Source organism: Acinetobacter sp. D009 (genome assembly GCF_038562025.1).
GTDB lineage: Bacteria > Pseudomonadota > Gammaproteobacteria > Pseudomonadales > Moraxellaceae > Acinetobacter > Acinetobacter pittii.
Genome location: NZ_CP151886.1, coordinates 3,045,198 through 3,071,569 on the forward strand (window position 1 = coordinate 3,045,198; position 26,372 = coordinate 3,071,569).

The window sequence follows — 26,372 nt, forward strand, 5'->3', positions numbered from 1 at the left end:
TTTTTAGATATTTTAATTAAAGACTTATCATTTGAAGAAAATTAACTTTAAGCCTAATACACTCACAATACTTCCAGCTACTCGGTCAACGCCAGTTTTTGCTTTTAAGTACATTGTTCTAGGCTTCTCTGAAGAGAGCAGCATTGCCACACATGAGTACCAACCCGCATCAATCATAAAACAAATCACTGGTAATGCGACGTAGTAATAATTTGGAATTTCTTTTGGTAGTAAAGCCGTAAATACGCTGGCTAATACAACTGCGATTTTTGGATTACTTAACTGGGTAATTAAGCCATATCGATATGCCTGTTTATAGGTCATTTTTGATTTGCCATCATTTTCCATAGCAATTGGTTCTTTGGCATGTTTAATAATTTTAAAAGCCAGCCAAAGCAAATACAGCCCACCACCAATTTTTAAAATCAAATAAGCTGAAGGTACTGCTAATAAAACTGCTTGCAATCCCATAACAGCTAATAGGCCAAACAGAGCTGCGCCTGTCCCCGTCCCTAAAGCGGTAAACAACCCATGTTTACGTGATTTAGAAATTGAATTTTGTGCCACATAAATAAAGCTTGGCCCAGGACTTATTGCTCCAAGCATCAATGCCATCGCAATTGAAAAAAGAGGAATAAGGGACTCAAACATTGTATTGACCTAGCATCACGCAATTGCGCGGTATTCTAACAGCTTTTTATGACACATATAAAAATGGCGAAGATATAAATGATGAAAATTGAATTTTCATGTTTTTACAATTTAGATCTTCACAACGGACAAAAATGTCCGTTAAATATATAACCTTTAAAACTCCTCAAACCGATGACATGAGTAAACGTCAAAAAATTGCTGCCCAGAACCGGGATGAATTACTCAATGCAGCCGAAGAATGTTTCCGTATTCATGGCATTAATGTCCCCTTACAAGTTGTGATTGACCACGCTGGTGTAGGCAGAGCGACGTTCTATCGTAACTTTGGTGATCGAAAAGCTTTAATTAGTGCACTTTTAGAACGCGCGATTACGCAGCTAGAGCAAAAAGCAGCTCATTTTCAACAGTTCGAGGACGGTTTATTTCGTTTAATTGAAGGACATATTGGACAACTTCCCAAACTCGCAATTTTGCAAGATTTTTGGAGAGTGATTGATCGACAAGATCCAATTATGTTAAAAATTTATGAACGGCGAAATAATGCACTTAACCCACTGATTGAAAATGCGATAGAACAAAAATTGTGCCGAGCTGATCTGACCGCCGATGACTATGCAATGGTCACAGCAATGTTGGGTTCTTCATTTCAAGGACATGAGCCAGAAGAACAGACTCGCTTAGCAAAACGAGCAATTGAATTACTATTTCATGGTATTCAAATACAAAAAATTCGAGGGATAGAATGAGTAAAACGCCTCGTTACTTAGAAACACCACCCGACTGGACCCCAGAAGAGCAACCGACTTTACCTGGTTCACCAGCAGCTATTGCACACTCTGTACCTAAGCGGTTTATTTACTTTTTTATTGGTTTATTTATCGCCCTTTCGGCAAGCTTAAGTAATGGTTTTATTACGGCAAATTTACCTTTAATCCAAGGTGAGTATGGACTAACTCCTTCCGAAGCGGCTTGGTTGCCTGCTGCTTATGTCATGGCAAATGTCAGTTCAAACCTGATTTTATTTAAAGCCCGGCAACAGTATGGTTTGAGAGTGTTTTCAGAAATAGGACTCGTGATTTTTATTGCGGTTTTGGTATTACATATTTTTGTGCATACCTATGAAATGGCACTATTCGCTCGAGTTGTGGCAGGTTTAGCTGGTGCGCCATTAAGCTCTTTAGGTATGTATTACACCATGCAAGCTTTTAAAAAAGCAGACATGGCAAAAGGTATATATATTGCCTTTGGTTTTCAGCAACTTGGCGTGCCATTAGCTTGGATTATTTCTCCATTTCTTGTAAATACAGACAGTTGGTCTGTTCTATATACGTTTGAGCTCGGCTTAGCACTTTGTTGTTTAGCCATGGTCGTTTCATTGAAATTACCGCGAAGCTTAAGAATTTATGTTTTTGAGAAGCAGGATTTCTTTACATTTGCTTTATTGGCTCCAGGTTTTGCCTGCTTGTGTATTGTGCTCACGCAAGGTCCAATTTTATGGTGGTTTAACAGTGAATGGCTTGCTTACGTCTTAATTGCAGGTTTTAGTTTAGTTGTTTTGGGGTTGCTCTATGAGCACTATCGCGCCAATCCATTAATTATGACACGTTGGTTAGGTGCCGCTTCGACCCTACGCTTCATTTTTGGTGCTTTTGCTATTCGACTTTTAATGTCAGAACAAAGCTACGCAGCGGTTAATTTCTTAAAAACTATGGGAATGGGTCCTGACCAATTTGTTCCACTCTATGTGGTCATATTGGTAGGGATTTTAAGCGGAACACTTTTTAGTGCACTAACTTTTTCACGCGAACGGATTATCTTCCACTTACTTTTTGCAGAATTTTTAATTTTAGTCGCGTGTGGATTAGATTATCACTTAACGAGTGATGTCCGACCTGTGAACTTCTTTGCAAGTCAGTTTTTAGTAGGCTTTGCAGGTGGTTTATTTATTGGGCCATTGCTCCTGATTGGCTTTGCGCAAACTTTGGCTAAAGGTCCTTCGTATGTGGTGACTTTTATTGTGCTGTTCTCTGCAACTCAAACCTTTGGTGGCCTTGTCGGGTCTTCATTCTTCTCGACCTATCAACAACACCGCACGCAGAACTATCAAGTTGAGATTATTAAAGATTTAGAACAAGCAGATCCTCTAGTTGCTCAAAGGCTCTCGACCTATCAACGCAGTGCATCAGTTACGACTACTGACCCAGCATTACAAACAGCCCAATCCATGCGCTCACTTAATCAAGTGGTCACTCGTGAAGCGCAAGTACGTGCCTACAATGACGTTATTGCATTAAACGGTATTTTTGCTATCGCACTCCTCTTGTGGGGTGGATTTAATATTGCACGTAGTAAATATCTACAACGCAGAGGAATTAGCCGTCCTTAATGGCTTCTTTATTGATGAAATAGAAATTGAGATTGATATATGTCAGATGATCAAAACAAACCGGAACAAGCTCCACCTCAAGCAGCTCCCGCTCCATCTAATGAACCGGCACCTGCGAGCAAACTGATTCCCACAAAACGCTCAACTTTATTATGGATGCTAGTTGTGCTCATTGTTGGTATTTTAGTGATTTTGTGGGCATGGAGAATCGGACCTTTCGCAACGAGTGTTCAACAAACTGACAATAGTTATGTTAAAGGTAAAACAACGATTTTATCGTCGCAAATTAATGGCTATGTTAAAGATGTAGTCGTTAAAGACTTTGATCATGTCAAAAAAGGTCAAGTGCTCATGCATATTGATGCAACTACTTATGATCAAAAAGTAACGCAAGCGGCTTCTGGAGTTGAACAAGCTAAAAATACTTTAGCCAATCAGACACAGTCTATTGCTCAAAAACAAGCTGATATTGTGGCTGCACAGGCTAAAGTTGAACAAGTTAAAGCTCAATATGAACTTTCTTTAGCACAGCTTAGACGATATCAACAGTTAGGAAATAGTGGAGCAGCTTCTAAATCTGAGCAAGATAAAGCCGCAGCAGATGCTGAAAATAACCTTGCAGCACTGAAGCAGGCAGAGGCCAATGTTTTAGTTGCCAAAGAAGCGCTTAAAACAGCGCAAGTGGCAGAAGCTGGATTAGAAGCACAAGTTTCCAGTGCTAAAGCACAACTAGACCAAGCACAAACTACTAAAGACTATAGCGTTATTGTTGCTCCAATGGATGGTCAACTTGGTGAGGTGAACCCTCGTGTTGGGCAATATGTAGCAGCAGGGTCACAATTACTCTACCTCATCCCACAACAAACTTGGGTGATTGCCAACTTTAAAGAAACCCAAATTGCCAATATGCGAATTGGGCAAAAAGCATGGTTCACAGTCGATGCCATGAAACATAAAAAATTTACAGGACATGTTGAACAGATTTCACCTGCTGCGGGTTCCGAGTTCAGTGTATTAAAGCCTGACAATGCAACAGGAAACTTTACCAAAGTGGTTCAAAGAATTGCCGTACGCATTACCATTGATCCAAATCAAGAAGGAATGGAGCATTTACGCCCTGGCATGTCAGTGATTACTTCTGTCGATACAAGTTCGTAAACAGCTTTTTAAAGCTCTATTTAAAAAGCTACAATGTGATCAATCATTATTTTTCTCAATTTCTAATGTTTGATCACATTGCCCAACCTATTTCCTATCAGCATATTGAACTCCCCTCTTTAGTTCATCTCTACATTAAGCGATTAGATTTAGTTCATCCTCAAATTTCGGGCAATAAATTTTTCAAACTAAAATACAATTTGCTTGCTGCAAAACAACAAGGTTTACCGAGCATTTTGACTTTTGGTGGGGCTTATTCCAACCATATTGCCGCGACTGCCTATGCAGCTCATCTTTTTGGCTTAAAAAGTATTGGGATTATTCGTGGTGAAGAGTTAGCTGACAAACCTCTTAATCCAACTTTAGCAAAAGCTCAAAGTCTAGGAATGCATCTACATTTTGTCTCCCGCAACGAATACCGCTTGAGAGATGATGCAAACTATCTTCAACAATTACAACACCAATTTCCTGAAACTTTCATTATCCCTGAAGGCGGCACCAATGAACTTGCAGTTCAAGGTTGTCAGGAAATTCTCAGTCAAAGCGATTTGCAAAACTATGATGTGATTTGCTGTGCAGTAGGAACTGGCGGAACGATTTCGGGTCTTATTGAAAGGAGTTCAGCCGATCAAAAAGTCTTAGGATTTTCGGCTTTAAAAGGTGACTTTTTACAACAAGAAATTCGGCAATGGACCAAAAAACAGAACTGGGCTGTGACAGATGCATACTGCTGTGGCGGGTATGCAAAAACTTCACCCGAATTATTGGCATTTATAGAAAGTTTTGAAGAGCAGCATGCGGTACCACTTGAACCGATCTATACGGGAAAGATGATGTTTGGTCTGTTTGATCTTATAAAGAATAATTACTTTTCTGAAGGTACTCGCATTCTGGCAATTCATTCTGGTGGTTTACAAGCAGATATAAGAAATAAAACACATCAATAACTTATTAGCTTTTAGTGCACATTACTCCGCATAGCAGTAAATGTCTTTAGCATGACTAAGGCTCGGCATGATAGTATATGCCCCTTTTAAATTTTCACGATTAATCGAGAATCTCTTATGTCTAACAGTCATGTCGATGTCATTGTCTTAGGTGCAGGTGCTTCTGGACTCATGTTGGCTGCACATGCTGCTAAACGAGGGCGCTCGGTTTTAATTTTAGAAAAAGCCAATAAAATTGGTAAAAAGATTTTAATGTCGGGCGGTGGTAAGTGTAACTTTACCAACCTTTATGTAGAGCCTGACAACTATATTTCTCATAATCCACACTTCGTTATTTCTGCTCTATCACGCTATAGCAACTGGGACTTTATCGGTTTGGTATGTGATTATAAAATTGCTTATGAAGAACGAAAACACGGGCAATTATTCACGCTAAACGGCGCTAAAGAAATTTTAGAGATGCTAGTAAGTGAATGTGATAAAACCAATAACGTTGATATCCAAACTCAATGTGAAGCTGTACAGATTGATCCATTAGAAAAAGGCGGTTTTACTGTACACACAAACCAAGGCCGATTTAGCTGTGAGTCATTAGTGGTTGCTACAGGTGGTTTATCCATTCCAACTTTGGGTGGTTCTGGATTTGGCTATGAACTGGCACAAAAATTTGGACATCAGGTTTTCCCAACTCGCGCAGGTTTAGTCCCATTTACTTTTTCAGATCATATTAAAGAAGTCACTACACGCCTAAGTGGTAATGCTTTAGATGTGACTCTAAGTAACTCGAAGAATAGCTTTACTGAAGCATTATTGTTTACGCATCGTGGTTTGAGTGGTCCAAGTTCTTTACAGCTTTCAAACTATTGGAATACTGGTGAAAGTTTTAAAATTGACTTTTTCCCGAGCCAAGATTTAGCAACTTATTTAAAAGACAAAAAGAAAGCCCAACCTAAAGTTTTATTGCGTACTCTTCTGAATGAATTTACTGCAAAAAGTATTGTACAAGAGTTACAGCAACTTATATGGCCAGAGCAGAGCGAAATAGCGATTGGTAATATCAGTGATGCACAGCTAGATCATATTGCTGAGCAACTACATGGTTTTGCCGTCAAACCATCAGGCACAGAAGGCTATCGTACTGCCGAAGTTACTTTAGGCGGAGTTGATACAAGTGAAGTATCTTCCAAAACCATGGAAAGTAAAAAGCAGAAAGGACTGTTTTTTATTGGGGAAGTACTTGATGTGACTGGCTATTTAGGAGGTTATAACTTCCAATGGGCTTGGTCTTCTGCTTATGCAGCAGCACAATACGTTTAAATGATGAATAAGCTAATTTGAAGCTTTCGAATCATTTGATGATTTTTCAGAATTACGTGTATGAGTTGTTGCCTGTTTTGATGAATTAGATTTATTAAACACAAATTTATAAGCACTTGCTAAAAAACCTACCGTAATTCCCGCAATGACAATCGGTGCTAAAAAACGACCTGGTTTCTTCATCGTATTTTCCTCACTTATTTGTTTTTATAACGTCTAAAAAGAACGACCACTCAATATAGAGTGGTCGAACTTATCACAAAAATCAAAGATTTTTTGTACGGTTTATCTGAAAATTAGTTTTACTTACTAAATTTCGTCATTTTCTCCAGTAGATCCAAACGGTTTATTTACTGGTGGTTCTGCTGGATTTACTTGTGCAGAATCAGCAGGTTTTGCATCAGATGAAACCGTTGATGGTGAAGTTGTAGTTGTTGACGAACTCGTAGTTGCAGATGAGCTACCAGCAGATGGGCTGCTCGTTGTGGTATTAGACGGTGGTTGATAAAGCGGATTCGGTTCATTCGCTTCTTTTTTAGCTTTATCTAGCAAATCGCTCAACAGTCTTTCTGCTGGTTGGCGACCACCTAAACCAAATGCAAGAGCGAAAGCAACTGCAACTGCGCCTAGAGTCAAACCAAATGCAAGATTAACGATTGAATCTGCAATACCCATCGCTCTTAAACCAAGCGCAAGTACAAGACCAATAATTAATACACGAACTAAACTACCTAACCAACGCGAGCTATTATATTCGCCGCGTTGAACCACGTTCGCCACAACATTGGCAAGCCAGAAACCAATAACCAAGATTACAGCGCCCAATAGAATGTTTGCACCGAAATGGATAAACATTGCAATTAGACCACTAATTTGATCGAAACCAAGACGATCCGCAGCTTCAGAAACCGCAAATAGCATAGTAAAGAATACAATTAACCAGCCAACTGCATTAGAAACTTTAGTTTGACCTAAAAAGCGTTGTACATCTAACTTTGCAGGAATCTCATCAACACCTGTACCTGCAATTAATTCAGCGACTAAGCGACCAACAAAACGAGAAACAATATAAGCAACCAGTAGAATTAAACCAGCAGCAATAATGTTTGGAATCGCCTGCAAGATTTCATTAAGCATTGCTGTTGCTGGCTGAGAAATTGTCTCAATCCCTAAAGCTTCAAACGCTACAATCAATGTTGTAATAATGATGATTGCGAAAACAAATGACCCTAAGAATTTGCCTACGTTAGAGCTTTTGAAAAGACCAATTTTTTCAGCTTGAGCCTGAACACCTAAGCTATTCACTAAACCTTCAACAATACCGCGTACAATTTTTGCCAAGATATAACCAACAAAAACGATAACACCAGCAATAAAGATATTTGGTAAGAATGCTACAGCATCATTTACCATATTTTGAACTGGAATCAGTAAGCCTGTTAATCCTAATATTGAAAGAACAATCGGAAGGAAAAGTAACAATACAAGCCAGTAAAGAATTTCACCAATATTCTGGCTAATTCCACCTACACCCACTTCACTGCTTAACTTATCGTCAAGTTGAGTTCGGGATAAAACATTGGTCACCCCTGCTCGCACCAGTCGAGCAACGATCCAACCAATAAAACCCACCACAACAGCAGCAATAATATTTGGAATATAGACGAGTACCTGATTAACCATATTGCTGAACGGGCCACTTACTCCACTAATGTTAAGTACATTGAGAGCTGCGACAACAGCTAAGATTAAAATAAACCAGAATACGACTTTTGAAATAAGACCTTCTATGTTTGGAGCACGCCCAGTTGCTGAAGATAATTTTGCATTGGTATTTACTTTTTGCAGAAGTTTTTTTACACCTGCCGCAACTAATAAGGCGATTATCCAGCCGACCAGTAAGATGACGATTGCAGCTAAAATAGGATGAAACTGATCCCAGTAATACATCGCATCAAACTGAGCGCCGCGAGGCCCATCAAAAAATTCATTCATATTGTTATGTCCTCAATTGTTATGTTCTTTTCAGTGCCATCAATTATGAAAAACACTTTTCGTTGTTAAAAATGACGATAAATGCGGTCTATCTCACCTTATGTTTTGAATATTTTCTAATCAACACACTTCTGCATAAATACAACAAATTGATGCAAAAGGTTGCAAAAAAAGCCTTCAGGTCACCTCCCAAAGGCTTTCTATAAAGATATACTGGTTAGCTTATTACCCTTTATAAATATTCAAATCTGAAGTACTCTTAATGACATGTGGTGTGACCTCATGTTGAAAAGCGGCTTCTTCTTTAGGTGTTTTGCTGTGATCAGCAACCATGTAGACGATGAGTGCAATAAGAAAAAGCCCAACAATAATTAAAATGTAAACTGGCAATCTTCTTTTTTTCGCAGTTTCTTCAGGACTCGTCACATGAGGTGGTTTTGAAAAATCATGCATCTTCTTTCCCCTCTTCTTTTATCATTAACTTTATAATCATCATAGCAATTTGGTTTGTTGCATTGTGTGAAAAAGCATTATGCTAAGGTGTCTGTGTTTGCAAAACTCTACTATTAAAATAATAAAAACAGTATAAAATTTAGGCAAAAATATTTAGCCATTAAAAAATAATGACAAGTTATGCTCGAGCTTCTTTGAGGTTCTATTTGTAATACAATATGTTTTAGCGCTTACTTTTTATAAAATAGGCTATAATAAGCCCCCTTGTTTTAAAGCTGCTCTATTTTATGATGTATCGTCAGCAAAACGTAACACTTGATCTCGACACTGACGTCACACATCAATGTTATATACATCAGACGAGAGACGAACATCTCATTGGTATTATTGAATTTAATAAACCAAGTTATGAACTCAAATGGGGTGATTTAGAGTATTTTCGTCGCCGTACTGAAGAATTTTCGGTCATGCCATTTCCTGACTGCATTAATGCCATGATTGTTGATATTCGTAATATCAATATTTTTCTAGACAATGATGTTCCAATCTTGCCTTGGCGCTTACTAGAAGAAGACTGTCCTGTTCGCTTAGTCGTTCCACAAGATCGTTTGGAACATTATGCAGGTCTTTTTGAGCCAACTTGGCTTTCAACCGATGTAGATAGCGCAATTTCAGAAATTCGCGAATTTATGGATATGTTTGTCCACTAATAAACATATCCATAAAATTAATTATAAAGTTGTTTTCACCGCAATTTATTACCAGTAATTTTCTACCGCAATATTTCCCTCACCTCGACGGTTCATCGTCAAACCACGGCGTTTTAAAGCCTCTTTCGTGTCATCTACCATTTGCGGATTTCCGCAAAGCATGACGTGGCTTGTGGCAGGATTCAGCTCTATACCAGCAGATTTTTCTAATTCACCATTTTCAATTAGAATCGGCAAACGATCATGCAATGGCGCAGATGGATCTCGAGTAATAATCGGAATAAATTTAAATCCGTTATGTCCTTCCCCAAAAGTTTCAGCAATCTCTTGAATACGATCAACATAAGCTAACTCAGCTGCGGTACGGACACTGTAGACCAAATTAATTTTTTGATATTTAGACCATGTATCGAAGTCTTGTAGCATAGATAAAAATGGAGCTAAACCCGTACCTGTTGCTAATAACCATAAATCATGCGGTAAAGGTTGTTGATAGCGAGCTAAAGTCAAATAACCATAAGGTATTTTTTCTAAATAAAGCTCATCTCCTACCTTTAAATGTTGAAGATTTGACGTAAATGCACCGTCTGGTACTACAATCGAAAAAAACTCAAGCGTTTCATCAAATGGTGATGAGACTACCGAATAAGCACGAACAACGAGTTCCTCTCCAACTTTTAGCCCAATACGTGCGAATTGCCCAGCTGTAAATTTAAAATGTGCAGGGCGAGTCATGGTGAAACTAAAAAGAGTTGGAGTCCAGCGGTGTACAGATAAAACTTTTTCTACGCTAAATTTTTCAATTGACATGATTTCAACGTGGCATGAAATAGTGCGCTCATGTTAGCATGACAGCCGAAATAATGAATACTTTTAAACGTTAAGGCTTTTTAAACATGCGCATGACATTACGCCAGTTGGCTGTTTTTGTAGCAGTCGCTCAAGAAGGAACTGTCACCAAAGCGAGTGATGCGGTCAGACTGACGCAAAGTGCAGCAAGTATGGCTTTAGCCGATTTAGAGGATGGTCTTGGTGCACCTCTATTTGATCGTTTAGGTAAACGATTACAGCTTAATGATTTAGGTCGTTTTCTATTGCCTCAAGCATTAGAAATATTAGGTCGCTGTGAAGCTTTTGAGCAAGCTGCAAAAGGTGAATTGCAAAGCATTGATTTACGTATTGGGGCCACTTTAACGATTAGTGATTACCTCATGCCAGATTTAATGGCAAACTTTTTACAGCATCACCCTAAAGCGCATTTGCAATTACAAGTGGGCAATACACGCCAAATGATTGAAGCAGTCAATCAATTCCAACTTGATTTAGCTTTAATTGAAGGCTCATGTCACTTACCTCAACTCCAATGTATTCATTGGCGTGATGATGAGCTTGCAGTTTGCTGCGCCCCAAATCACCCGTTAGCACGTTTAAATAGACCTCTAACAGCGCATGATTTTCTTCAAGTCGAATGGATTTTACGTGAAGAAGGCTCAGGAACTCGTGAAGTGTTTGATAATGCTATATTGCAAGATCTGCCAGATGCGAATATTCGCTTAACCCTAGGTCACAATGAAGCAATTTTAAAAATCGTTGCTGGTGGTTTAGGTATGTCATGTATTTCTAAACTTGCCATTGAACCTTTAATTGAAAAGGGACAATTAGTAATTTTAGATACACCATTCTGGCAGCTTACCCGTCCGCTTTATATGCTGGTACATCGTCAAAAATATCAGGGTCCAGGCCTCAAAGCATTCTTACAATTCTGTGAAGATCAGGTTTAAAACCTGATCTTTTCGTTGATTAGCGTCGAAAATTTGATAGCAATTCGCTTGTGATCGCTTTATTGTGATCTGCAATTTTATTTTTCTTGGTTTTCGCAGGATTCGGGTCAACACGCTCAATTTTGATCGCTTTAAATTTGCCCTGATTATCTGCGGCAAGAAATCTCACTTTTTCATTTCTTTTCGGTTCGCCCTCTGATGCAGGGAAATCAGAAATATGAAAGAAAATATCTCCTTCAGTAGTTTCAATAAAACCAAACCCTTTATCAGGGTTATATTGTTTTACCCATCCAGTATAAAACTCTTGCTTCATGATCTTTCCCCTACTTTTCCAATCCAGTCTTTGCAGTAAATAAAAAAGAGACTCACGATTCCGTTTTTAAAATTATACGGTTGAATGAAGTCTCTTTTTAATGCTATTTCAAAAAATTAATCTTTTTGTACACTACCAAAAATTTTATCGCCAGCATCACCCAAGCCAGGAACAATATAACCTTGTTCATTTAAGCCATTATCAATAGATGCCGTATAAATTTGCACATCCGGATGAGCTGCTTCAACTTTAGCAACACCTTCAGGAGCAGCAACCAAGACCATAACACGGATATCTTTACAACCACTTGCCTTTAACACATCAATAGCAGCAACTAACGAATTACCCGTTGCTAGCATTGGGTCAATAATCATCGCAAGACGATTAGCCACATCCGGAACTAATTTTTTATAATATGTGCGAACTTCTAGTGTTTCTTCATTACGCTCAAGACCTAAAACACTCACTTTGGCGCTTGGAATTAGATTAAGTACGCCATCTAACATACCAATTCCGGCACGTAAAATCGGTACAATCGTTATTTTTTTACCAGCAATACGCTGAGTAGTAACAGTTCCAGCCCATCCATCAATTTCACAATCCACAACTGGTAAATCTTTTGTTGCTTCATAAGTCAACAACATAGTCACTTCCTGAGCAAGCTCACGGAAATTTTTAGTACTGATGTCAGCACGGCGTAACAAGCCTAATTTATGACGAATAAGTGGGTGACGAATTTCTTGAATGGCCACAGATGTTACCTAAAAATATAAAAACGTATTTATTATAATCTTTTTTTAACGCTCAATAAAAAAAAGCCTCCAGATTTGGAGGCTTTTTTGTACACCAGAATTACTGTTGTGAAAGCATGAAATGTAATGGAGATAAAATTTCTGCTTTTAGTGCCAAATTAATCATTGGATCTGGGTAAACACCCAAAATAATAACTAATGCAGCAGCAGCCAATACCATTAAACCACCCACTTTTTGTCCCCAATGAGCATCTGCATCAATACGAGGAGTTTCCGGTGGTGTCATGTACATTACAACCATCACACGTAAGTAATAGTACAAACCGATACCACTACCCACAATAATCATTGCAGCTAAGAACCAGTGTTGAGTTGTTACAGCAGCCATTACCACCAAGAACTTACCAATGAAGCCTGCTGTTAATGGAATACCAGCCAAAGACAACATCATGACTGTTAAAGTTGCTGTAAGTACTGGACGACGCCAGAACAAACCACGGTAGTCTGCAAGGCTTTGTGCTTCATCTACGTTGTTATATGGGCTAGACATTAACGCTACCGCACCAAAGGCACCAATAGTTGTTAATACATAAGACACCACATATACAGTTACGCTACCCAAGCTCGCATAAGTCATGCTAATTAAAGCAATTAACAAATAACCAAAGTGAGCAATAGATGAATAACCAAGAATACGTTTTAAGTTAACTTGACGAACAGCGAGTAAGTTACCAACTAAAATCGACAATACAGCAATGATCGTCAAAATAGTTACTAACGAGTTCACCATCATTGCGCCTGAAGCAAGCATATAGCGTACGAACAAACCAATTGTTGCAACTTTAGCAGCAGTCGCTAAGAAAGTTGCCATTGGCGCTGGTGCACCTGCATATACATCCGGTGTCCATTTATGGAACGGCGCAAGCGATAATTTAAATGCAACAGCAAAGATAATAAGTGCTAAACCTAATAACACCATTGGCTGTTTGATTGCTTCAAATAATGCCTGTACAGAATCATAGAATGAAAGCGAACCTGTATATGCATAGATATATGCCATACCCATCAACAACATTGCAGAAGCTGTCGCTGAAAGTACAAGGTATTTAATACCCGCTTCAAGTGAGTTACTACGTTGATAAGTATAAGCAAGTAAGCCATATACAGGAATCGACATTAACTCAAGGCTAATGAAGAACGATGCATAGTGAGAGCTTGCAACCATCAACATTGCACCTGCTACTGAAGCAAGTAACAAAAGATATAACTCTTCGCGGTTGTCTTTATAAGTTTCGATGTAAGCATGAGACAAAGTACAACATGCCAATGCCGCAATCAAAATCATAAATTGATAGAACATGGTAAATGGATCAACCATAAACATGCCCATCACATTTGCCGGTACAAACTTACCGCCAAATACTGCAAATAAAATATAAAGTGCAGCAAGGTTTAAACCAACAACAGAAGTCGTTGCGATTAAATTATGATTACGCTTAATTGAAATTAACAACATGACGACGATTGTTGTCAAAGCAACAATCATCACCGGAGCTAAAGGCATAAGCGTAGAGAATGATACTGTGAAGTTCATGATTATTGGATCTCCACATGGTCAAGTTGAGTAGCTGTTTGCTGAACAGTTTCAACGACTTCTTGTACTGGCACATAACTATTGACCAACCACTGCATGCTTGAATAAGATACATCCAAGAATGTTTGTGGGTAGATACCAAGCCAAACGAGACCAATCGCACAAATCATCAAAATACCAACTTCACGAGCAGATAAGTCTTTCAATGGACTAGTGTAATGTTGCTTTTGTTCAGGATTTGGTTCACCAAATAAAGCACGGTGAATCAAGATCAAGCCATATAAACCTGCAAATACAAGGCTGATAGAAGCAAGAATCGTGAAGACAGGATATTTATTAAATGAACCCATCAAAATCAGGAATTCACCAATAAAGTTACCTAAACCTGGTACACCTACAAGAGCAGCAACGAAGAACATCAAGAAAAATGGCAAGTACTGAAGCTGGCCACGAAGACCACCCATTAAACGTAAATCACGTGTATGTAAACGTTCATAGATTTGACCAGACATAATGAACAATGCAGCTGATGACAAACCATGTGCCAACATCATGATCATTAGACCTTGGAAGGTCAAAATATTACCTGCATAGATTGCAAGTAAGATAAAGCCCATGTGTGAAATCGACGTATACGCAAGTAAACGTTTCATGTCAGTTTGCTGGTAAGCACACCATGCGCCGTAGAAAATACCAATCAAACCGAAAATAATCGCAATGTCTGCAAACTGTGCAGAAGCTGTCGGGAAGAATGGAATAACAAAACGAAGCAAGCCATACGCAGCTGTTTTAATCAAGATACCTGCTAAGTCTACAGAACCTGCTGTAGGAGCTTGAGCATGCGCATCTGGCAACCAACCGTGTAATGGGAATACTGGTAACTTCACCGCAAAACCGATGAAGAAACAGATCATGAAACCGTACGCTAAGCCTGCAGGTAAATGGTTAGCTACAGCTAATAAATAGTTGTAATCAAAACCGATCATGCCTGTCATCATGTAGCCATAAACTACAAGACCTAGGATACCGATTAACATCACTAGACCGGCAATCTGCGTGTAAAGGAAGAACTTAGTAGCAGCGTAAACACGTGAACGACCGTTTGAACCTTTATGACCCCATAACGCAATCAAGAAGTAGATTGGTACAAGCATCATCTCCCAGAAGAAGAAGAACAAGAACAAGTCAATCGCTAAGAATACACCGATAACGCCACCTAAACTCCATAATAGGTTTAAGTGGAAGAAACCAACGTTCTTTTGAATCTCGCCCCATGAACAACCAACAGCAAGTACACCAAGTAACGCTGTTAATAACACCATGAGTAAAGATAAGCCATCCACAGCTAAGTGAATGCCAATACCGAGTGATTGAATCCACGGTAGATAGAACTCAGCAGACCAAGTTGGGATTTTAGAACCCAACTCGTAGCTATAAGTTCCACTTTGCCAAAGTGCAAGACCTAAGCCCAAAGTAATGAGCATACCAATTAAGGCAATCCAGCGTGGCAAAGTTTTGTCGAGCTTATCGACTAACCAACAAATAAAACCGGCAATGAACGGAACAAGGATCAGCGCGGGTAAAATTAAATTGTTTTCCATTTTATTTCCCCACTACCTGAATAACGATCAAGATCATCAATAACACCACTACACCGAGTGACATGCTTGATGCGTATTCACGCAATGAACCTGTTTGACGTGAGCTTGTAAAACTATTTCCGCCTTTCACGAGTGCAGGAAGAACTAACCACAAACCGTCAATCGGATCACGGCCAAAGATTTTGGCGAAGAATAAATAAGGTTTAACAAAAACGATGTCATACAATGCATCAAAACCAAAAGCAGTACGGCAAATATGTGCCAGACCTGCACCCAAACTTGTTTGAGCGAATGATTTCACTGCACCATAAGCAAATGTAAATAATGCTATACCAACAACTAGACCAACTAGTGCAATACCTACAGCTAAGTGCTCTGCCCCATGCATGCCTTCTACAAATTGTTCAGCGACATGGAATTCAGGAATTTTTGCAGTATTCAGAATACCTGCTACCGGTGCTTTTAATACCGCACCAACAAAAGTAGACAATACAGCTAAAATACCCAATGGAGCCCAATAAGTTGCACCTTTAATTTCATGGTAAGGCGTGTTTTCTTGACCAAAGAATACAACCCAGATTAAACGGAATGTATAGATTGAAGTCAAGAATGCACCTGCTACACCCACCCAATATAAGGTGTGATATAAAGCAACTGATTGACCTTGTACCCAAACTTCACCAAGAATCGCATCTTTAGAGAAGAAACCAATAGTCAAGAATGGAATCGCTGCTAATGCACCGCCACCAATCGCGAAACAAGCAAACAGGAATTTGTTACGTTTGAACAAACCACCCATTTTGAAAATGTTTTGCTCGTGGTGATAAGCCAGAATGACCGCACCAGAAGACAAGAATAATAATGCCTTAAAGAATGCGTGAGCCAACATATGGAACAAGCCAGCTTGATACGCTTCCGCACCTACAGCCATAAACATATAGCCAAGCTGACTCATTGTTGAGTAAGCCAAGATACGTTTGATGTCTGTTTGTACAAGTGCAGCAAAACCTGCAACTAACAAAGTTACCGCGCCAGTTACCGAAATGAATTGCATCACTTCAGGAGCAAGTTCAAATACGCTGAATAGACGGCAGCATAAGTACACACCAGCCGTTACCATTGTTGCAGCGTGGATTAATGCAGAAACAGGTGTTGGACCTGCCATCGCATCTGCCAACCATGTTTGCAATGGAATTTGAGCAGACTTACCAGCAGCACCCAAGAACAACATTAATGCAGTCCAGATTGTAAGTGACGAACTCTTCGTCATTACTTCTGCTGCGTGTTCAACGATGTACAGAGTATTCAGCGTACCAAATTGTTGGTAAAGCAAGAATAAAGCAATAAGCAAGAATACGTCACCAACGCGGGTCACTGTAAACGCTTTGATCGCAGCCCAACCATTTGCAGGGTTTGCATAATAGAAACCGATCAGCAAGTAAGAGCAAAGACCTACGCCTTCCCAACCCAAGAATAACAACGCCAAGTTGTCACCCAATACAAGCACAAGCATGCTTGCAACAAACAGGTTGAAATAAGAGAAGAAACGCGCATAACCCTCTTCACCACGCATGTACCATGATGCAAAGATGTGGATTAAGAAACCAACACCCGTGATCATGCCCATCATGAGTAAAGATAAGCCATCTAAATGTAAGCTAATGCCCGGCGCAAAACCACCAACATTGAACCATGTCCACAAGTTTTGAACGAAAACTTGCTGACCACTCGTGGTAAATGCCATTCCAGCAATGAGTGCAAATAATGCAGATAAACCTACAGAACCTACACCAATAACTGCTGCAACATTTTCAGAGAGTTTGTCTCGTCCTGCCGCCAATAAAATAAAACCGATTAGCGGAAATAATACTGTTAAATATAAATAACTCATCCGCGCATCTCACTAGCAGCATCCACATCCAAATGATGGAAGCGATGATAGAACTGAAGGACAATCGCAAGACCGATACATGCCTCTGCTGCTGCAAGGGTCAAAATCAGAATGAACATCACTTGCCCATCTGGTTGTGCCCATACGCTACCCGCTAGAACAAATGCCAATGCTGCAGCATTCATCATGATTTCAAGGCTCATTAACATAAATAATAGGTTGCGTCGCACCATTACACCGTAAAAACCGAGTGCAAAAAGGATGGTTGCAACAATCAAACCATGTTCTAAAGGAATCTGGCCCATTATTCTTTTTCCTCTTCTGCACCTGGTTCACGTTTACCTAAGTGGTATGCTGCAACAAGGGCTGCTAGCAATAACATCGCGGCAACTTCAACCAATAATAAATAGTGAGTAAAGAGTGCTTGACCAACTACTTTTGGTCCAATCACTTGTGCCCCAAGCGGTGCTGAAATAGTGGTGTATTCACCACCAAGCATCCAAACTAAAAGCAAGCCGAGTAAGAAACTCATGAGTGCTGGATATGCCCAAGCATCTGAAGAAAGCCATTTACGTTCTTGTTCAACGGTGTGTTGACCTAAGTTAAGCATCATCACCACGAAGACAAACAGAACCATAATTGCTCCGGCATAAACGATGATTTCAAGAGCACCTGCAAAAGGCGCCCCCACGATCATGAAAATACCAGCAACAGCAAGCAATGAAACAATTAGACTAAGTAGAGCGTGTACAGGGTTCGTGTTAGTCACTACACGAACCGTAGAAACGATGGCCACGAGTGCCATCAAATAAAACGGCCACATCATGGTAATAGACTCCGTACATCGATTGGTGCACTTTCTTTTTGTGCTTGACCTTTCTCTTTACCGTTAATTGCCATACCCGTTACACGGTAGAAGTTGTAGTCTGGGTATTTGCCTGGACCTGAAATGAGTAAGTTTTCTTTCTCATAAACAAGGTCTTGACGCACATATTCGCCTAACTCGAAGTCTGGTGTGAGCTGAATCGCAGTTGTTGGACATGCTTCTTCACACATACCGCAGAAAATACAACGTGAGAAGTTGATACGGAAAAACTCCGGGTACCAACGACCATCTTCTGTTTCTGCTTTTTGTAGTGAGATACAGCCAACCGGACATGCAACCGCACATAGGTTACATGCTACGCAACGCTCTTCCCCATCAGGGTCACGCGTTAATACGATACGACCACGAAAGCGTGGCGGCACAATCTGTTCAGCCGGAACTTCTGGATATAAAATCGTGTCACGTTTACGCGTTGCATGGCTAAACACCATGAGTAACGTACGTACAATTGATCCGAATCCAGCTAGAAATTTATACATTTTGTACTCCCTGCTGTCCTAGGCCTGATTCATCAGAATCACAGCACCAGTCACTAACAAGTTGACCAACGCCAATGGCAAACAAATTTTCCAACCAAAGTTCATGACTTGGTCATAACGTGGACGCATTAAAGAACCACGTGCCAATACAAACATCATTACAAAGAATGCTGTTTTAATCACAAACCAGAATACTGGTGGAACAAATGGAATTTCTAAATTGAATGGCGCTAACCAGCCACCAAAGAATAAAGTCACGATCAATGCAGAGATCAGTACTACGTTGACATATTCAGCAACGAAGAACATACCCCATTTCATACCGCCATATTCAACATGGTAACCTTCTGCCAATTCTTGTTCTGCTTCTGGTTGGTCAAATGGATGACGGTGAGTTACCGCAACACCAGCAACTACGAAAATCAAGAAACCTAAGAATTGCGGAATGACAAACCAAACATCACGTTGTGCTTCAACAATTTCACGAAGGTTAAATGAGCCTGCAATTGCAACCACACCCATCAATGAAATACCCAAGAACACTTCATAAGAAATAGTTTGAGCGGCTGAACGTAAACCACCAAGCAACGAGTATTTGTTATTTGAAGCCCAACCACCAAACAATACTGCATAGACTGCAATACCAGCCATCGCCATGAAGAACAACAAACCGATACTCATGTCGGCAACACCCAGTGAAGGACTCACTGGGATTACCATGAACGAAAGAACCGCTGTTGCCATTGCAACAGCTGGTGCTAAACGGAATGTAAGTTTGTCAGCAAATTTTGGTGTCCAGTCTTCTTTGAACATGATCTTGAGCATGTCGGCAACGATCTGGAACATACCACCAGGACCAACACGGTTTGGGCCATAACGGTCTTGCCACCAAGCAAGTAAACGACGCTCAATAAAAGACATCAACGCCGCAACTAAAACCACAACAAGCAAAATCACAACTGCTTGAACGACAGCATAGGCAATCGGCCAGTTCTCAGCCCAAAGTGGCGTTTGACGTATAATTTCTTGATTCATGAATTACACTCCTAAAGCCACTGAAACAGGCTCAGCTAGTGACACCATTGGTGCTAAACCAACTGGGTAACCAATATAACCTGTAGGTAAATATTCAATTACTTGTACTGGCAAGCTTACAGTTGTTTCGCCTGCTTTTACTGTAATGCGTTGACCTTCTTGAAGGTTCAAACGAGTTGCATCTTGTTCGCCCACTGCAAACACAGCTTCAGGAATACGAGTTTCCATTGCAGGTGTTTTAATCGTGAATTCACCAGAACCAAAAATATGATGCATTGGTACTAAGCGGAAACTTTCAGGGTTTGCAACGACTGGCACTGGAGCAACGTAGCTACGTGCAGGACGTTTTGCCAAGCGATCGAATAAACGAACACCAGAATCACCACCTTTTAAGTGACCACCGACTTCATCTTGGTATTTATTCCAAGATTGTGGAGAGTTCCAACCCGGAGCCCATGCAAATGGTACTAATGATGATGCTTTTTGCGGACCAACATAACCTTCCATTGAGAATGTTAATGCTGAATCTGGATCGGTAGGCTGTTTAGGCTCATGAACCGATAACGGCGCACGCATTGCTGTACGACCTGAATAACGACGTGGTTCACGCGCGATTTTCAAGCCATGTACACGATAACCTGCATCAGGCGCAACATCTTGGATAGCTTCAAGTACTGGTACATTTTTCACGATGCTTTCAATTACATCGTCAAGCAATGTCCAATCTACAGCTTTACCTTTAATGCCAGTTTCAATGGCATGTAACCAACGCCATGATTCTTTAATTGCATATTCAGGTTTGTAGTAGCTTGGATCATAAACTTGATAGAAACGCTGTGCACGACCTTCTTGGCTTACAACAGTACCATCACCCTCTGCAAAGCTTGCTGCTGAAAGAACGATATCAGCTTGTTTCACAGTTTCAGTTTCACTGTGATCAAGTACAATTACTGTTTCAGCTTTATCTAATGCAGCTTGTACTTGTGCAGCTGGTAAGCGACGGAACAAGTCATTTTCAACAATAACAAGTGTGTCGTAGTCTTGAGCAAATGCTTGTTCAAGGCTTAAACCACCGAACAATGCCAAGCCCATAGAGTTCACTTCAGGAACTACAAGACTTAAACCAGCTTTAGAACCTAAGTTCTGAGTCAACTGTGCTGCAGCTTCCATAATAGAAGCGTCTTGCAAACTTGTACCCGCAATAATTAATGGTTTGTTTGCTGCTTTTAAAGTGTCGGCAATAGTTTGAGCAAATGCTTTTGCATCTTCATCTAAACCACTTACAACTTCCCCACTTACTGCCGCAGCAACGGCAAAGCCTAAACGCGCGATGTCATTTGGAGAAGCAACCACTTCACCAGTTGCAACGTCAGCAAGACGAGTTTGAGTTGCAGCTAAAATGTAAACCGGAGATTTTGCTTCTTGGCCAATGCGTTGTACAGGCTCAGCTAACCAATCTGGTGTACGTGTTTTTGCAGCCATTTCACGCGCTTTGTTTTTCGCAGCTTGGCGAACAGACAATGCCATGCGAGGTGCAGTTTGAGTTAGGTCTTCACCTAAGATCAGAACAGCATCATAGCTTTCAATTTCACGCATATTCGGGTTGTAAATACCCTCGGTTTGCATGATAGATGCAGCAAGTTCAACAAGCTTTTGCTCTTTTTGTGCAATACCAGTTGAGTAATTTGCCTGACCTACAAGCTCACGTAATGCGTAGTTCGATTCCAAGCTTGCGCGAGGAGAACCAATACCCAAAACTTTTTTGCCTTGAAGCTTAGCAATCGCTTGATCGAGAGCTTGATCGACAGAAACAGTTGCAACAGTTTCACCATTACGGAACTGAGGCTGACGTGGACGGTCTGCACGGTTCACATAACCTGTGCCAAAACGACCTTTGTCACAAAGGAAGTACTGGTTAACCGAACCATTAAAACGGTTTTCTACGCGACGGATTTCACCATAACGTTCACCCGGAGAAATGTTACAGCCAGAAGAACAGCCTTGACACACGCTTGGTGCATACTGCATGTCCCACTTACGGTTATAACGCTCTGAATGAGTCTTATCAGTAAATACACCTGTTGGACATACTTCAGTCAAGTTACCAGAGAATTCAGACTCTAAAGTACCTGATTCCGGACGACCAAAGTAAACACGAGATGCATTGGCATATACGCCAAAATCTGTACCGCCCGCATAGTCTTTGTAGTAACGAACACAACGGTAACAAGCAATACAGCGGTTCATTTCATGCGCAATGAATGAGCCGAGTTCTTGGTTGTAATGCGTACGTTTTGTAAAACGGTAGCGACGACGGTCATGACCTGTCATTACAGTCATATCTTGTAAATGACAGTGACCACCCTCTTCACAAACTGGACAGTCGTGCGGGTGGTTGGTCATCAAAAATTCAACAATAGATGCACGGAAATCCGTTGCTTCTTTGTCTTCAATTGAGATATAGGTATTGTCAGATGCTGGTGTCATGCAGGACATGACTAAACGACCACGCGTATCTTCTGGATTCGCATATTGCGTAACAGCACATTGACGGCAAGAACCAACCGAACCTAAGGATGGATGCCAACAAAAATATGGGATGTCGATGCCCAGACTCAAACATGCTTGTAGCAAGTTTTCCGAGCCGTTGACTTCATACGATTTTCCATCGACATGAATTGTAGCCATAGTCGAATTCCTTAAGCTTGTTCTACGTTGCTGGTTTGCACGACAGGACGATTCGTCACTTTCGCTTCAAACTCACCACGGAAATGTTTGAGTGCGCCCATAAGCGGCTCCATCGCACCTGGTGCGTGGGCACAGAAAGTTTTACCAATCCATAATTTACGAGTTAGTTCTTGTAAATGGTCGATATCTTCTTTCTTACCTTCGCCTGCTTCAAGTGCTTTAAGCGCTTTAACAGCCCATGGCAAACCATCACGACATGGTGTACAGAAACCACATGATTCACGCGCAAAGAATTCTTCTAAGTTACGAGTGAGCGATACCATACATTGGGTTTCGTCTACTACCATTAACAAACATGTTCCCAAACGAGAACCTGCTTTCATAATCGTGTCTGCATCCATTGGTAAATCAATGGTATCTGCTGGTAAAAAGTCAGTTGAAGCACCACCTGGCAACCATGCTTTGAGCTTTAAGCCCTCACGCATACCACCTGCATGATCTTCAATTACTTCACGTGCAGTTGTACCAAACGGCAATTCCCAAAGACCTGGGAATTTAACTTTACCCGATGCACCATAAATTTTAGTGCCTGGATCTTTTGATTTACCCGCGGACAAGCCGATATACCACTCTGGTCCACGAAGCATGATTGCTGGCAAGTTGTTATAAGTTTCAACGTTGTTCACAATCGTCGGACGGCCCCATGCTCCTGCAACTTGCGGGAACGGTGGCTTAGTACGTGGGTTAGCACGACGGCCTTCAAGTGAGTTAATCAATGCAGTTTCTTCACCACAGATATAACGCCCTGCACCCGTATGTACATGCAGATCAAAATTCCAGCCAGAACCTAAGATATTTTCGCCTAAATAACCTTTAGCACGAATCTGTTCTAACGCTTCATTTAGATATTGAGCAGCCTCGATGTATTCACCACGGATAAAGATATAACCTTGAGTTGCTTCTAAGGTATAACCCGCAATTAACATCCCTTCGATCAATTGATGTGGAAGTTTTTCCATCAACAAACGGTCTTTAAAGGTACCCGGTTCCATTTCGTCTGCATTACAGATCAAGTAACGTGGACCACCATCATTTGGTGCCATCAATGACCATTTAATACCCGCTGGGAAACCCGCACCACCACGACCTTTTACAGTTGCAGCTTTAATGACATCTAACACTTCAGCAGGTTTCATGCCTAAAGCTTTTTTAAAGCCAGCATAGCCTTCTAGTGCTTCGTAATCATCAGCACTACGTACCGCTTCTTGTTTGCTTAAACGCCAAGTGAGCGGATGAGTTTCCGGATTACCGTCGCCATAAATTGGTTTTGGTTCAGTATTCATACATACTTCTCCAATAACTGTTTAATTGATGTCACTTCGACTAAACCGTGAGTATCTTCATCAATCATTAAAGTTGGGCCTTTGTCGCAGTTGCCTAGGCAGCAAATTGGAAGCAATGTAAAACGACCATCTGGTGTCGTTTGACCATACTGAATTCCTAATTCACGCTGGAATGCTTCAGCAAGAGTTTCTGCACCCATTAAGAAGCAAGCAATTGAGTCACAAAGCAAAATTACGTGACGACCTACCGGATGGCGATAGATACGGTTGTAAAATGTTGCAACGCCTTCCAAATCAGCAACACTCATCGACAACAACTGTGCGATGGCATTCATTTGAGCGTCATCTACCCAACCATTACGGCGTTGTACACACTTCAATGCATCCAAAGAGGCTGCACGAGGGTATGGATAGTGACCAATGTGATGTTCGATTTCGTGAATTTCTTCCGCAGTCAAAATCCCTTCGACATTCACACGTGGTTTTTTATCAGTCAAAATCATCATTATGTGTTACCTCTTAGCGATCCACGTCAGCCATAACCACGTCAATGGTCGCCAGATAAATGATTAAGTCAGATACTAAACTTCCGTTAATCACTGAAGGCATTTGCTGTAAGTGAGTAAACGTCGGTGTACGAATACGAGTACGATAACTCATGGTCGCTTTATCTGAAGTCAAGTAATAAGTACTTGCACCTTTAACCACTTCAGTCATAAATGATGACTCGCCCGCTGGCATGACAGGACCCCATGAAACGCTCAAGAAGTGCGTAATCAAGGTTTCAATATCTTGTAATGTCTTATCTTTCGGTGGTGGAACAGCCAATGGATGATCCGCTTTGTATGGACCAGAAGGCATGTTATCCAAGCACTGTTGAATAATTTTTAGCGACTCGGTAATTTCACGGAAGTGAACAAGCACACGTGCATATGCATCGCCTTCATACTCAACCGGCACATCAAAATCGAAGTTTTCATAGCCGCTGTATGGACGATATTTACGTACGTCAAAATCGATACCTGTTGCACGTAAACCAGTACCAGTTACACCCCATGCGAGTGCAGATTTGGCATCGTATTGTGCAACATTACGCGTACGTCCAATAAACACAGAGTTTTTCAATGCCGCTGTGTAATATTCGTTTAAGCGTTTAGGCATCCACTCTAGCAATTCTTTAACAAGCTTTTGCCAGTTGTTTGGAAGATCGTGTGCTGTACCACCAATACGGAACCATGCTGGATGCATACGGTAACCCGTGATTGCTTCAACAATGTCATACACTTTTTGACGGTCTGCGAACATATAGAATACTGGTGTCATACCACCGGCATCCTGAATTGCCGTACCACAGAATAACAAGTGGTTATTAATACGGAACAACTCGTTCAACATGACACGAATCACTTGCGCACGCTCAGGAACTTTAATGCCTGCCATTTGCTCTACAGCCATCACATACGGCATGTTTTGAGCACAACCACCTAAGTAGTCAACACGGTCAGTATAAGGAATGAAAGAATGCCATGTTTGACGTTCAGCCATCTTTTCCACACCACGGTGGTGATAACCGATATCAGGTACACAGTCCTTCACTTCTTCGCCATCTAACTGCAATACAACACGGAACGCACCATGTGCAGATGGATGGTTAGGACCCAAGTTCAAGAACATGAAGTCTTCATCAGCGTTACCACGCTTAAGACCCCAGTCTTCAGGTACAAAACGTAAGTGCTCTTGTTCAAAGTCTTGTTTCGCTTTGTCTTGCATGTACGGCGTATATTCTGTCGCACGTGCTGAGTATTCTTTACGAAGCGGATGACCTTCCCAATAGGTTGGCAACAAAATACGACGGAGCATTGGATGCCCTTCGAAATTGATACCGAACATATCGTAAGCTTCACGTTCATACCAGTTGGCATTTGGCCAGATATTTGTCGCTGTTGGAATGTTTAGATCATTTTCGTTCAAGGCAACCTTGATACGAATGTCACTATTACGCTCAAGCGATAATAAATGATAGAACACAGTGAAGTCAGATGCTGGTAAACCATCACGATGAACACGTAAACGTTCATCCATCGCAGATAAGTCAAACAGCATTACATACGGACGTTCCACTTTACGCAGGAACATAAGGACTTCTTGCACGCGTGCGCGCTCGACCCAGACTGTTGGAAACTCTTCAAAAGTCGCCTGCACGTAAAAGTTCTCACCAAATTTGGTTTTGAGCTCTTCTACGATTGCAAATGCTGGGCGTGAATCAACTGCTGTTGACTCTGGCATAGCAATGTCAGTTTCAGCCATTGGCTTGGCTTCCTATTTAATACAAATTCTGTCAATTTTCTCGATGAACATATCAGTTAGATATGTCAAAACACCGTCAAAA

General features: G+C 40.8%; 25 protein-coding genes. 7 read left to right on the plus strand and 18 right to left on the minus strand.

Annotated features, from left to right (window positions below):
* Positions 1–27: 27 nt before the first annotated feature.
* A complete protein-coding gene (locus tag AAC388_RS14540; protein ID WP_013198835.1) occupies positions 28–651 on the minus strand; it encodes a LysE family translocator in 624 nt (207 codons plus the stop codon).
* A 179-nt stretch (positions 652–830) separates the two neighbouring features.
* Between AAC388_RS14540 and AAC388_RS14545 the strand changes: the two genes are divergently transcribed.
* From AAC388_RS14545 to AAC388_RS14565, 5 genes are all read left to right on the plus strand, one after another.
* A complete protein-coding gene (locus tag AAC388_RS14545) occupies positions 831–1,400 on the plus strand; it encodes a TetR/AcrR family transcriptional regulator (RefSeq protein WP_213689854.1) in 570 nt (189 codons plus the stop codon).
* Positions 1,397–3,040, plus strand: coding sequence for an MFS transporter (locus AAC388_RS14550; protein WP_014205911.1), 1,644 nt, complete (start codon positions 1,397–1,399; stop codon positions 3,038–3,040). The genes AAC388_RS14545 and AAC388_RS14550 overlap by 4 nt, the downstream gene beginning before the upstream one ends.
* A 39-nt stretch (positions 3,041–3,079) precedes the next feature.
* Positions 3,080–4,198, plus strand: a complete 1,119-nt coding sequence (locus AAC388_RS14555) for an HlyD family secretion protein (protein ID WP_161282997.1) — start codon at positions 3,080–3,082, stop codon at positions 4,196–4,198.
* Positions 4,199–4,263: 65 nt separating this feature from the next.
* Positions 4,264–5,145: a pyridoxal-phosphate dependent enzyme gene (locus AAC388_RS14560; protein ID WP_342370851.1), complete on the plus strand. Its 882-nt coding sequence runs from the start codon at positions 4,264–4,266 to the stop codon at positions 5,143–5,145.
* Positions 5,146–5,262: 117 nt separating this feature from the next.
* Positions 5,263–6,462, plus strand: coding sequence for an NAD(P)/FAD-dependent oxidoreductase (locus tag AAC388_RS14565; protein ID WP_342370852.1), 1,200 nt, complete (start codon positions 5,263–5,265; stop codon positions 6,460–6,462).
* Positions 6,463–6,474: 12 nt separating this feature from the next.
* Here AAC388_RS14565 and AAC388_RS14570 read toward each other — a convergent pair whose 3' ends face one another.
* The 3 genes from AAC388_RS14570 to AAC388_RS14580 form a co-directional block, all read right to left on the minus strand.
* Positions 6,475–6,645: a hypothetical protein gene (locus AAC388_RS14570; RefSeq protein ID WP_002120038.1), complete on the minus strand. Its 171-nt coding sequence runs from the start codon at positions 6,643–6,645 to the stop codon at positions 6,475–6,477.
* Between the two features lie 126 nt (positions 6,646–6,771).
* Positions 6,772–8,457 (minus strand): mechanosensitive ion channel, encoded by a 1,686-nt coding sequence (locus AAC388_RS14575; protein WP_342370853.1) that lies wholly within the window; start codon positions 8,455–8,457, stop codon positions 6,772–6,774.
* A 225-nt stretch (positions 8,458–8,682) separates the two neighbouring features.
* Entirely contained in the window at positions 8,683–8,910 is a 228-nt protein-coding gene (locus AAC388_RS14580) for a hypothetical protein (RefSeq protein WP_002120072.1), read from the minus strand.
* Positions 8,911–9,200: 290 nt separating this feature from the next.
* Between AAC388_RS14580 and AAC388_RS14585 the strand changes: the two genes are divergently transcribed.
* Positions 9,201–9,620 (plus strand): hypothetical protein, encoded by a 420-nt coding sequence (locus tag AAC388_RS14585; protein ID WP_014205905.1) that lies wholly within the window; start codon positions 9,201–9,203, stop codon positions 9,618–9,620.
* 48 nt (positions 9,621–9,668) lie between these two features.
* Here the strand turns inward: AAC388_RS14585 and AAC388_RS14590 are convergent, their stop codons facing one another.
* Positions 9,669–10,430, minus strand: coding sequence for a ferredoxin--NADP reductase (locus AAC388_RS14590; RefSeq protein WP_002120057.1), 762 nt, complete (start codon positions 10,428–10,430; stop codon positions 9,669–9,671).
* Between the two features lie 86 nt (positions 10,431–10,516).
* Between AAC388_RS14590 and gigC the strand changes: the two genes are divergently transcribed.
* Entirely contained in the window at positions 10,517–11,401 is an 885-nt protein-coding gene (gene gigC, locus AAC388_RS14595; RefSeq protein ID WP_002120024.1) for a LysR family transcriptional regulator GigC, read from the plus strand.
* A gap of 19 nt (positions 11,402–11,420) precedes the next feature.
* Here the strand turns inward: gigC and AAC388_RS14600 are convergent, their stop codons facing one another.
* The 13 genes from AAC388_RS14600 to nuoC all read right to left on the minus strand — a co-directional run bounded on the left by AAC388_RS14600 (position 11,421) and on the right by nuoC (position 26,290).
* The gene (locus tag AAC388_RS14600) at positions 11,421–11,714 is read right to left on the minus strand and encodes a cold shock domain-containing protein (RefSeq protein WP_005803269.1); all 294 of its coding nucleotides are present in this window, start codon (positions 11,712–11,714) and stop codon (positions 11,421–11,423) included.
* A gap of 116 nt (positions 11,715–11,830) precedes the next feature.
* Complete coding sequence (gene upp / locus AAC388_RS14605) at positions 11,831–12,466, minus strand: uracil phosphoribosyltransferase (protein ID WP_002120045.1); 636 nt, start codon at positions 12,464–12,466, stop codon at positions 11,831–11,833.
* Between the two features lie 100 nt (positions 12,467–12,566).
* On the minus strand, positions 12,567–14,060 hold the full coding sequence (gene nuoN, locus AAC388_RS14610; protein WP_017386603.1) for an NADH-quinone oxidoreductase subunit NuoN: 1,494 nt from the start codon (positions 14,058–14,060) through the stop codon (positions 12,567–12,569).
* Positions 14,061–14,062: 2 nt separating this feature from the next.
* On the minus strand, positions 14,063–15,661 hold the full coding sequence (nuoM, locus tag AAC388_RS14615) for an NADH-quinone oxidoreductase subunit M (protein ID WP_342370854.1): 1,599 nt from the start codon (positions 15,659–15,661) through the stop codon (positions 14,063–14,065).
* A 1-nt stretch (position 15,662) separates the two neighbouring features.
* Entirely contained in the window at positions 15,663–17,552 is a 1,890-nt protein-coding gene (gene nuoL, locus AAC388_RS14620; RefSeq protein ID WP_342370855.1) for an NADH-quinone oxidoreductase subunit L, read from the minus strand.
* Complete coding sequence (gene nuoK / locus AAC388_RS14625; protein ID WP_000529822.1) at positions 17,549–17,857, minus strand: NADH-quinone oxidoreductase subunit NuoK; 309 nt, start codon at positions 17,855–17,857, stop codon at positions 17,549–17,551. Before nuoK ends, nuoL begins: the two co-directional genes overlap by 4 nt.
* Positions 17,857–18,375, minus strand: a complete 519-nt coding sequence (gene nuoJ, locus AAC388_RS14630; protein WP_014205902.1) for an NADH-quinone oxidoreductase subunit J — start codon at positions 18,373–18,375, stop codon at positions 17,857–17,859. Before nuoJ ends, nuoK begins: the two co-directional genes overlap by 1 nt.
* On the minus strand, positions 18,375–18,917 hold the full coding sequence (gene nuoI / locus AAC388_RS14635; protein WP_002120012.1) for an NADH-quinone oxidoreductase subunit NuoI: 543 nt from the start codon (positions 18,915–18,917) through the stop codon (positions 18,375–18,377). The genes nuoJ and nuoI overlap by 1 nt, the downstream gene beginning before the upstream one ends.
* 18 nt (positions 18,918–18,935) lie before the next feature.
* Positions 18,936–19,952 (minus strand): NADH-quinone oxidoreductase subunit NuoH, encoded by a 1,017-nt coding sequence (gene nuoH / locus AAC388_RS14640; RefSeq protein ID WP_004703499.1) that lies wholly within the window; start codon positions 19,950–19,952, stop codon positions 18,936–18,938.
* 3 nt (positions 19,953–19,955) lie between these two features.
* Positions 19,956–22,640, minus strand: a complete 2,685-nt coding sequence (nuoG, locus tag AAC388_RS14645; RefSeq protein WP_125698923.1) for an NADH-quinone oxidoreductase subunit NuoG — start codon at positions 22,638–22,640, stop codon at positions 19,956–19,958.
* A gap of 11 nt (positions 22,641–22,651) precedes the next feature.
* On the minus strand, positions 22,652–23,983 hold the full coding sequence (nuoF, locus tag AAC388_RS14650) for an NADH-quinone oxidoreductase subunit NuoF (protein ID WP_002120030.1): 1,332 nt from the start codon (positions 23,981–23,983) through the stop codon (positions 22,652–22,654).
* On the minus strand, positions 23,980–24,489 hold the full coding sequence (nuoE, locus tag AAC388_RS14655; protein ID WP_002120040.1) for an NADH-quinone oxidoreductase subunit NuoE: 510 nt from the start codon (positions 24,487–24,489) through the stop codon (positions 23,980–23,982). The genes nuoF and nuoE overlap by 4 nt, the downstream gene beginning before the upstream one ends.
* 13 nt (positions 24,490–24,502) lie before the next feature.
* Positions 24,503–26,290, minus strand: a complete 1,788-nt coding sequence (nuoC, locus tag AAC388_RS14660; protein WP_002120052.1) for an NADH-quinone oxidoreductase subunit C/D — start codon at positions 26,288–26,290, stop codon at positions 24,503–24,505.
* Between the last annotated feature and the right edge of the window lie 82 nt (positions 26,291–26,372).

What these genes read in the sequence shown, in the direction of transcription:
- AAC388_RS14540 (WP_013198835.1), bottom strand. Translation starts at nt 651, where the DNA reads ATGTTTGAGTCCCTTATTCCTCTTTTTTCAATTGCGATGGCATTGATG.
- AAC388_RS14545 (WP_213689854.1), top strand. Translation starts at nt 831, where the DNA reads ATGAGTAAACGTCAAAAAATTGCTGCCCAGAACCGGGATGAATTACTC.
- AAC388_RS14550 (WP_014205911.1), top strand. Translation starts at nt 1,397, where the DNA reads ATGAGTAAAACGCCTCGTTACTTAGAAACACCACCCGACTGGACCCCA.
- AAC388_RS14555 (WP_161282997.1), top strand. Translation starts at nt 3,080, where the DNA reads ATGTCAGATGATCAAAACAAACCGGAACAAGCTCCACCTCAAGCAGCT.
- AAC388_RS14560 (WP_342370851.1), top strand. Translation starts at nt 4,264, where the DNA reads ATGTTTGATCACATTGCCCAACCTATTTCCTATCAGCATATTGAACTC.
- AAC388_RS14565 (WP_342370852.1), top strand. Translation starts at nt 5,263, where the DNA reads ATGTCTAACAGTCATGTCGATGTCATTGTCTTAGGTGCAGGTGCTTCT.
- AAC388_RS14570 (WP_002120038.1), bottom strand. Translation starts at nt 6,645, where the DNA reads ATGAAGAAACCAGGTCGTTTTTTAGCACCGATTGTCATTGCGGGAATT.
- AAC388_RS14575 (WP_342370853.1), bottom strand. Translation starts at nt 8,457, where the DNA reads ATGAATGAATTTTTTGATGGGCCTCGCGGCGCTCAGTTTGATGCGATG.
- AAC388_RS14580 (WP_002120072.1), bottom strand. Translation starts at nt 8,910, where the DNA reads ATGCATGATTTTTCAAAACCACCTCATGTGACGAGTCCTGAAGAAACT.
- AAC388_RS14585 (WP_014205905.1), top strand. Translation starts at nt 9,201, where the DNA reads ATGTATCGTCAGCAAAACGTAACACTTGATCTCGACACTGACGTCACA.
- AAC388_RS14590 (WP_002120057.1), bottom strand. Translation starts at nt 10,430, where the DNA reads ATGTCAATTGAAAAATTTAGCGTAGAAAAAGTTTTATCTGTACACCGC.
- gigC (WP_002120024.1), top strand. Translation starts at nt 10,517, where the DNA reads ATGCGCATGACATTACGCCAGTTGGCTGTTTTTGTAGCAGTCGCTCAA.
- AAC388_RS14600 (WP_005803269.1), bottom strand. Translation starts at nt 11,714, where the DNA reads ATGAAGCAAGAGTTTTATACTGGATGGGTAAAACAATATAACCCTGAT.
- nuoN (WP_017386603.1), bottom strand. Translation starts at nt 14,060, where the DNA reads ATGAACTTCACAGTATCATTCTCTACGCTTATGCCTTTAGCTCCGGTG.
- nuoM (WP_342370854.1), bottom strand. Translation starts at nt 15,661, where the DNA reads ATGGAAAACAATTTAATTTTACCCGCGCTGATCCTTGTTCCGTTCATT.
- nuoL (WP_342370855.1), bottom strand. Translation starts at nt 17,552, where the DNA reads ATGAGTTATTTATATTTAACAGTATTATTTCCGCTAATCGGTTTTATT.
- nuoK (WP_000529822.1), bottom strand. Translation starts at nt 17,857, where the DNA reads ATGGGCCAGATTCCTTTAGAACATGGTTTGATTGTTGCAACCATCCTT.
- nuoJ (WP_014205902.1), bottom strand. Translation starts at nt 18,375, where the DNA reads ATGTGGCCGTTTTATTTGATGGCACTCGTGGCCATCGTTTCTACGGTT.
- nuoI (WP_002120012.1), bottom strand. Translation starts at nt 18,917, where the DNA reads ATGTATAAATTTCTAGCTGGATTCGGATCAATTGTACGTACGTTACTC.
- nuoH (WP_004703499.1), bottom strand. Translation starts at nt 19,952, where the DNA reads ATGAATCAAGAAATTATACGTCAAACGCCACTTTGGGCTGAGAACTGG.
- nuoG (WP_125698923.1), bottom strand. Translation starts at nt 22,640, where the DNA reads ATGGCTACAATTCATGTCGATGGAAAATCGTATGAAGTCAACGGCTCG.
- nuoF (WP_002120030.1), bottom strand. Translation starts at nt 23,983, where the DNA reads ATGAATACTGAACCAAAACCAATTTATGGCGACGGTAATCCGGAAACT.
- nuoE (WP_002120040.1), bottom strand. Translation starts at nt 24,489, where the DNA reads ATGATGATTTTGACTGATAAAAAACCACGTGTGAATGTCGAAGGGATT.
- nuoC (WP_002120052.1), bottom strand. Translation starts at nt 26,290, where the DNA reads ATGGCTGAAACTGACATTGCTATGCCAGAGTCAACAGCAGTTGATTCA.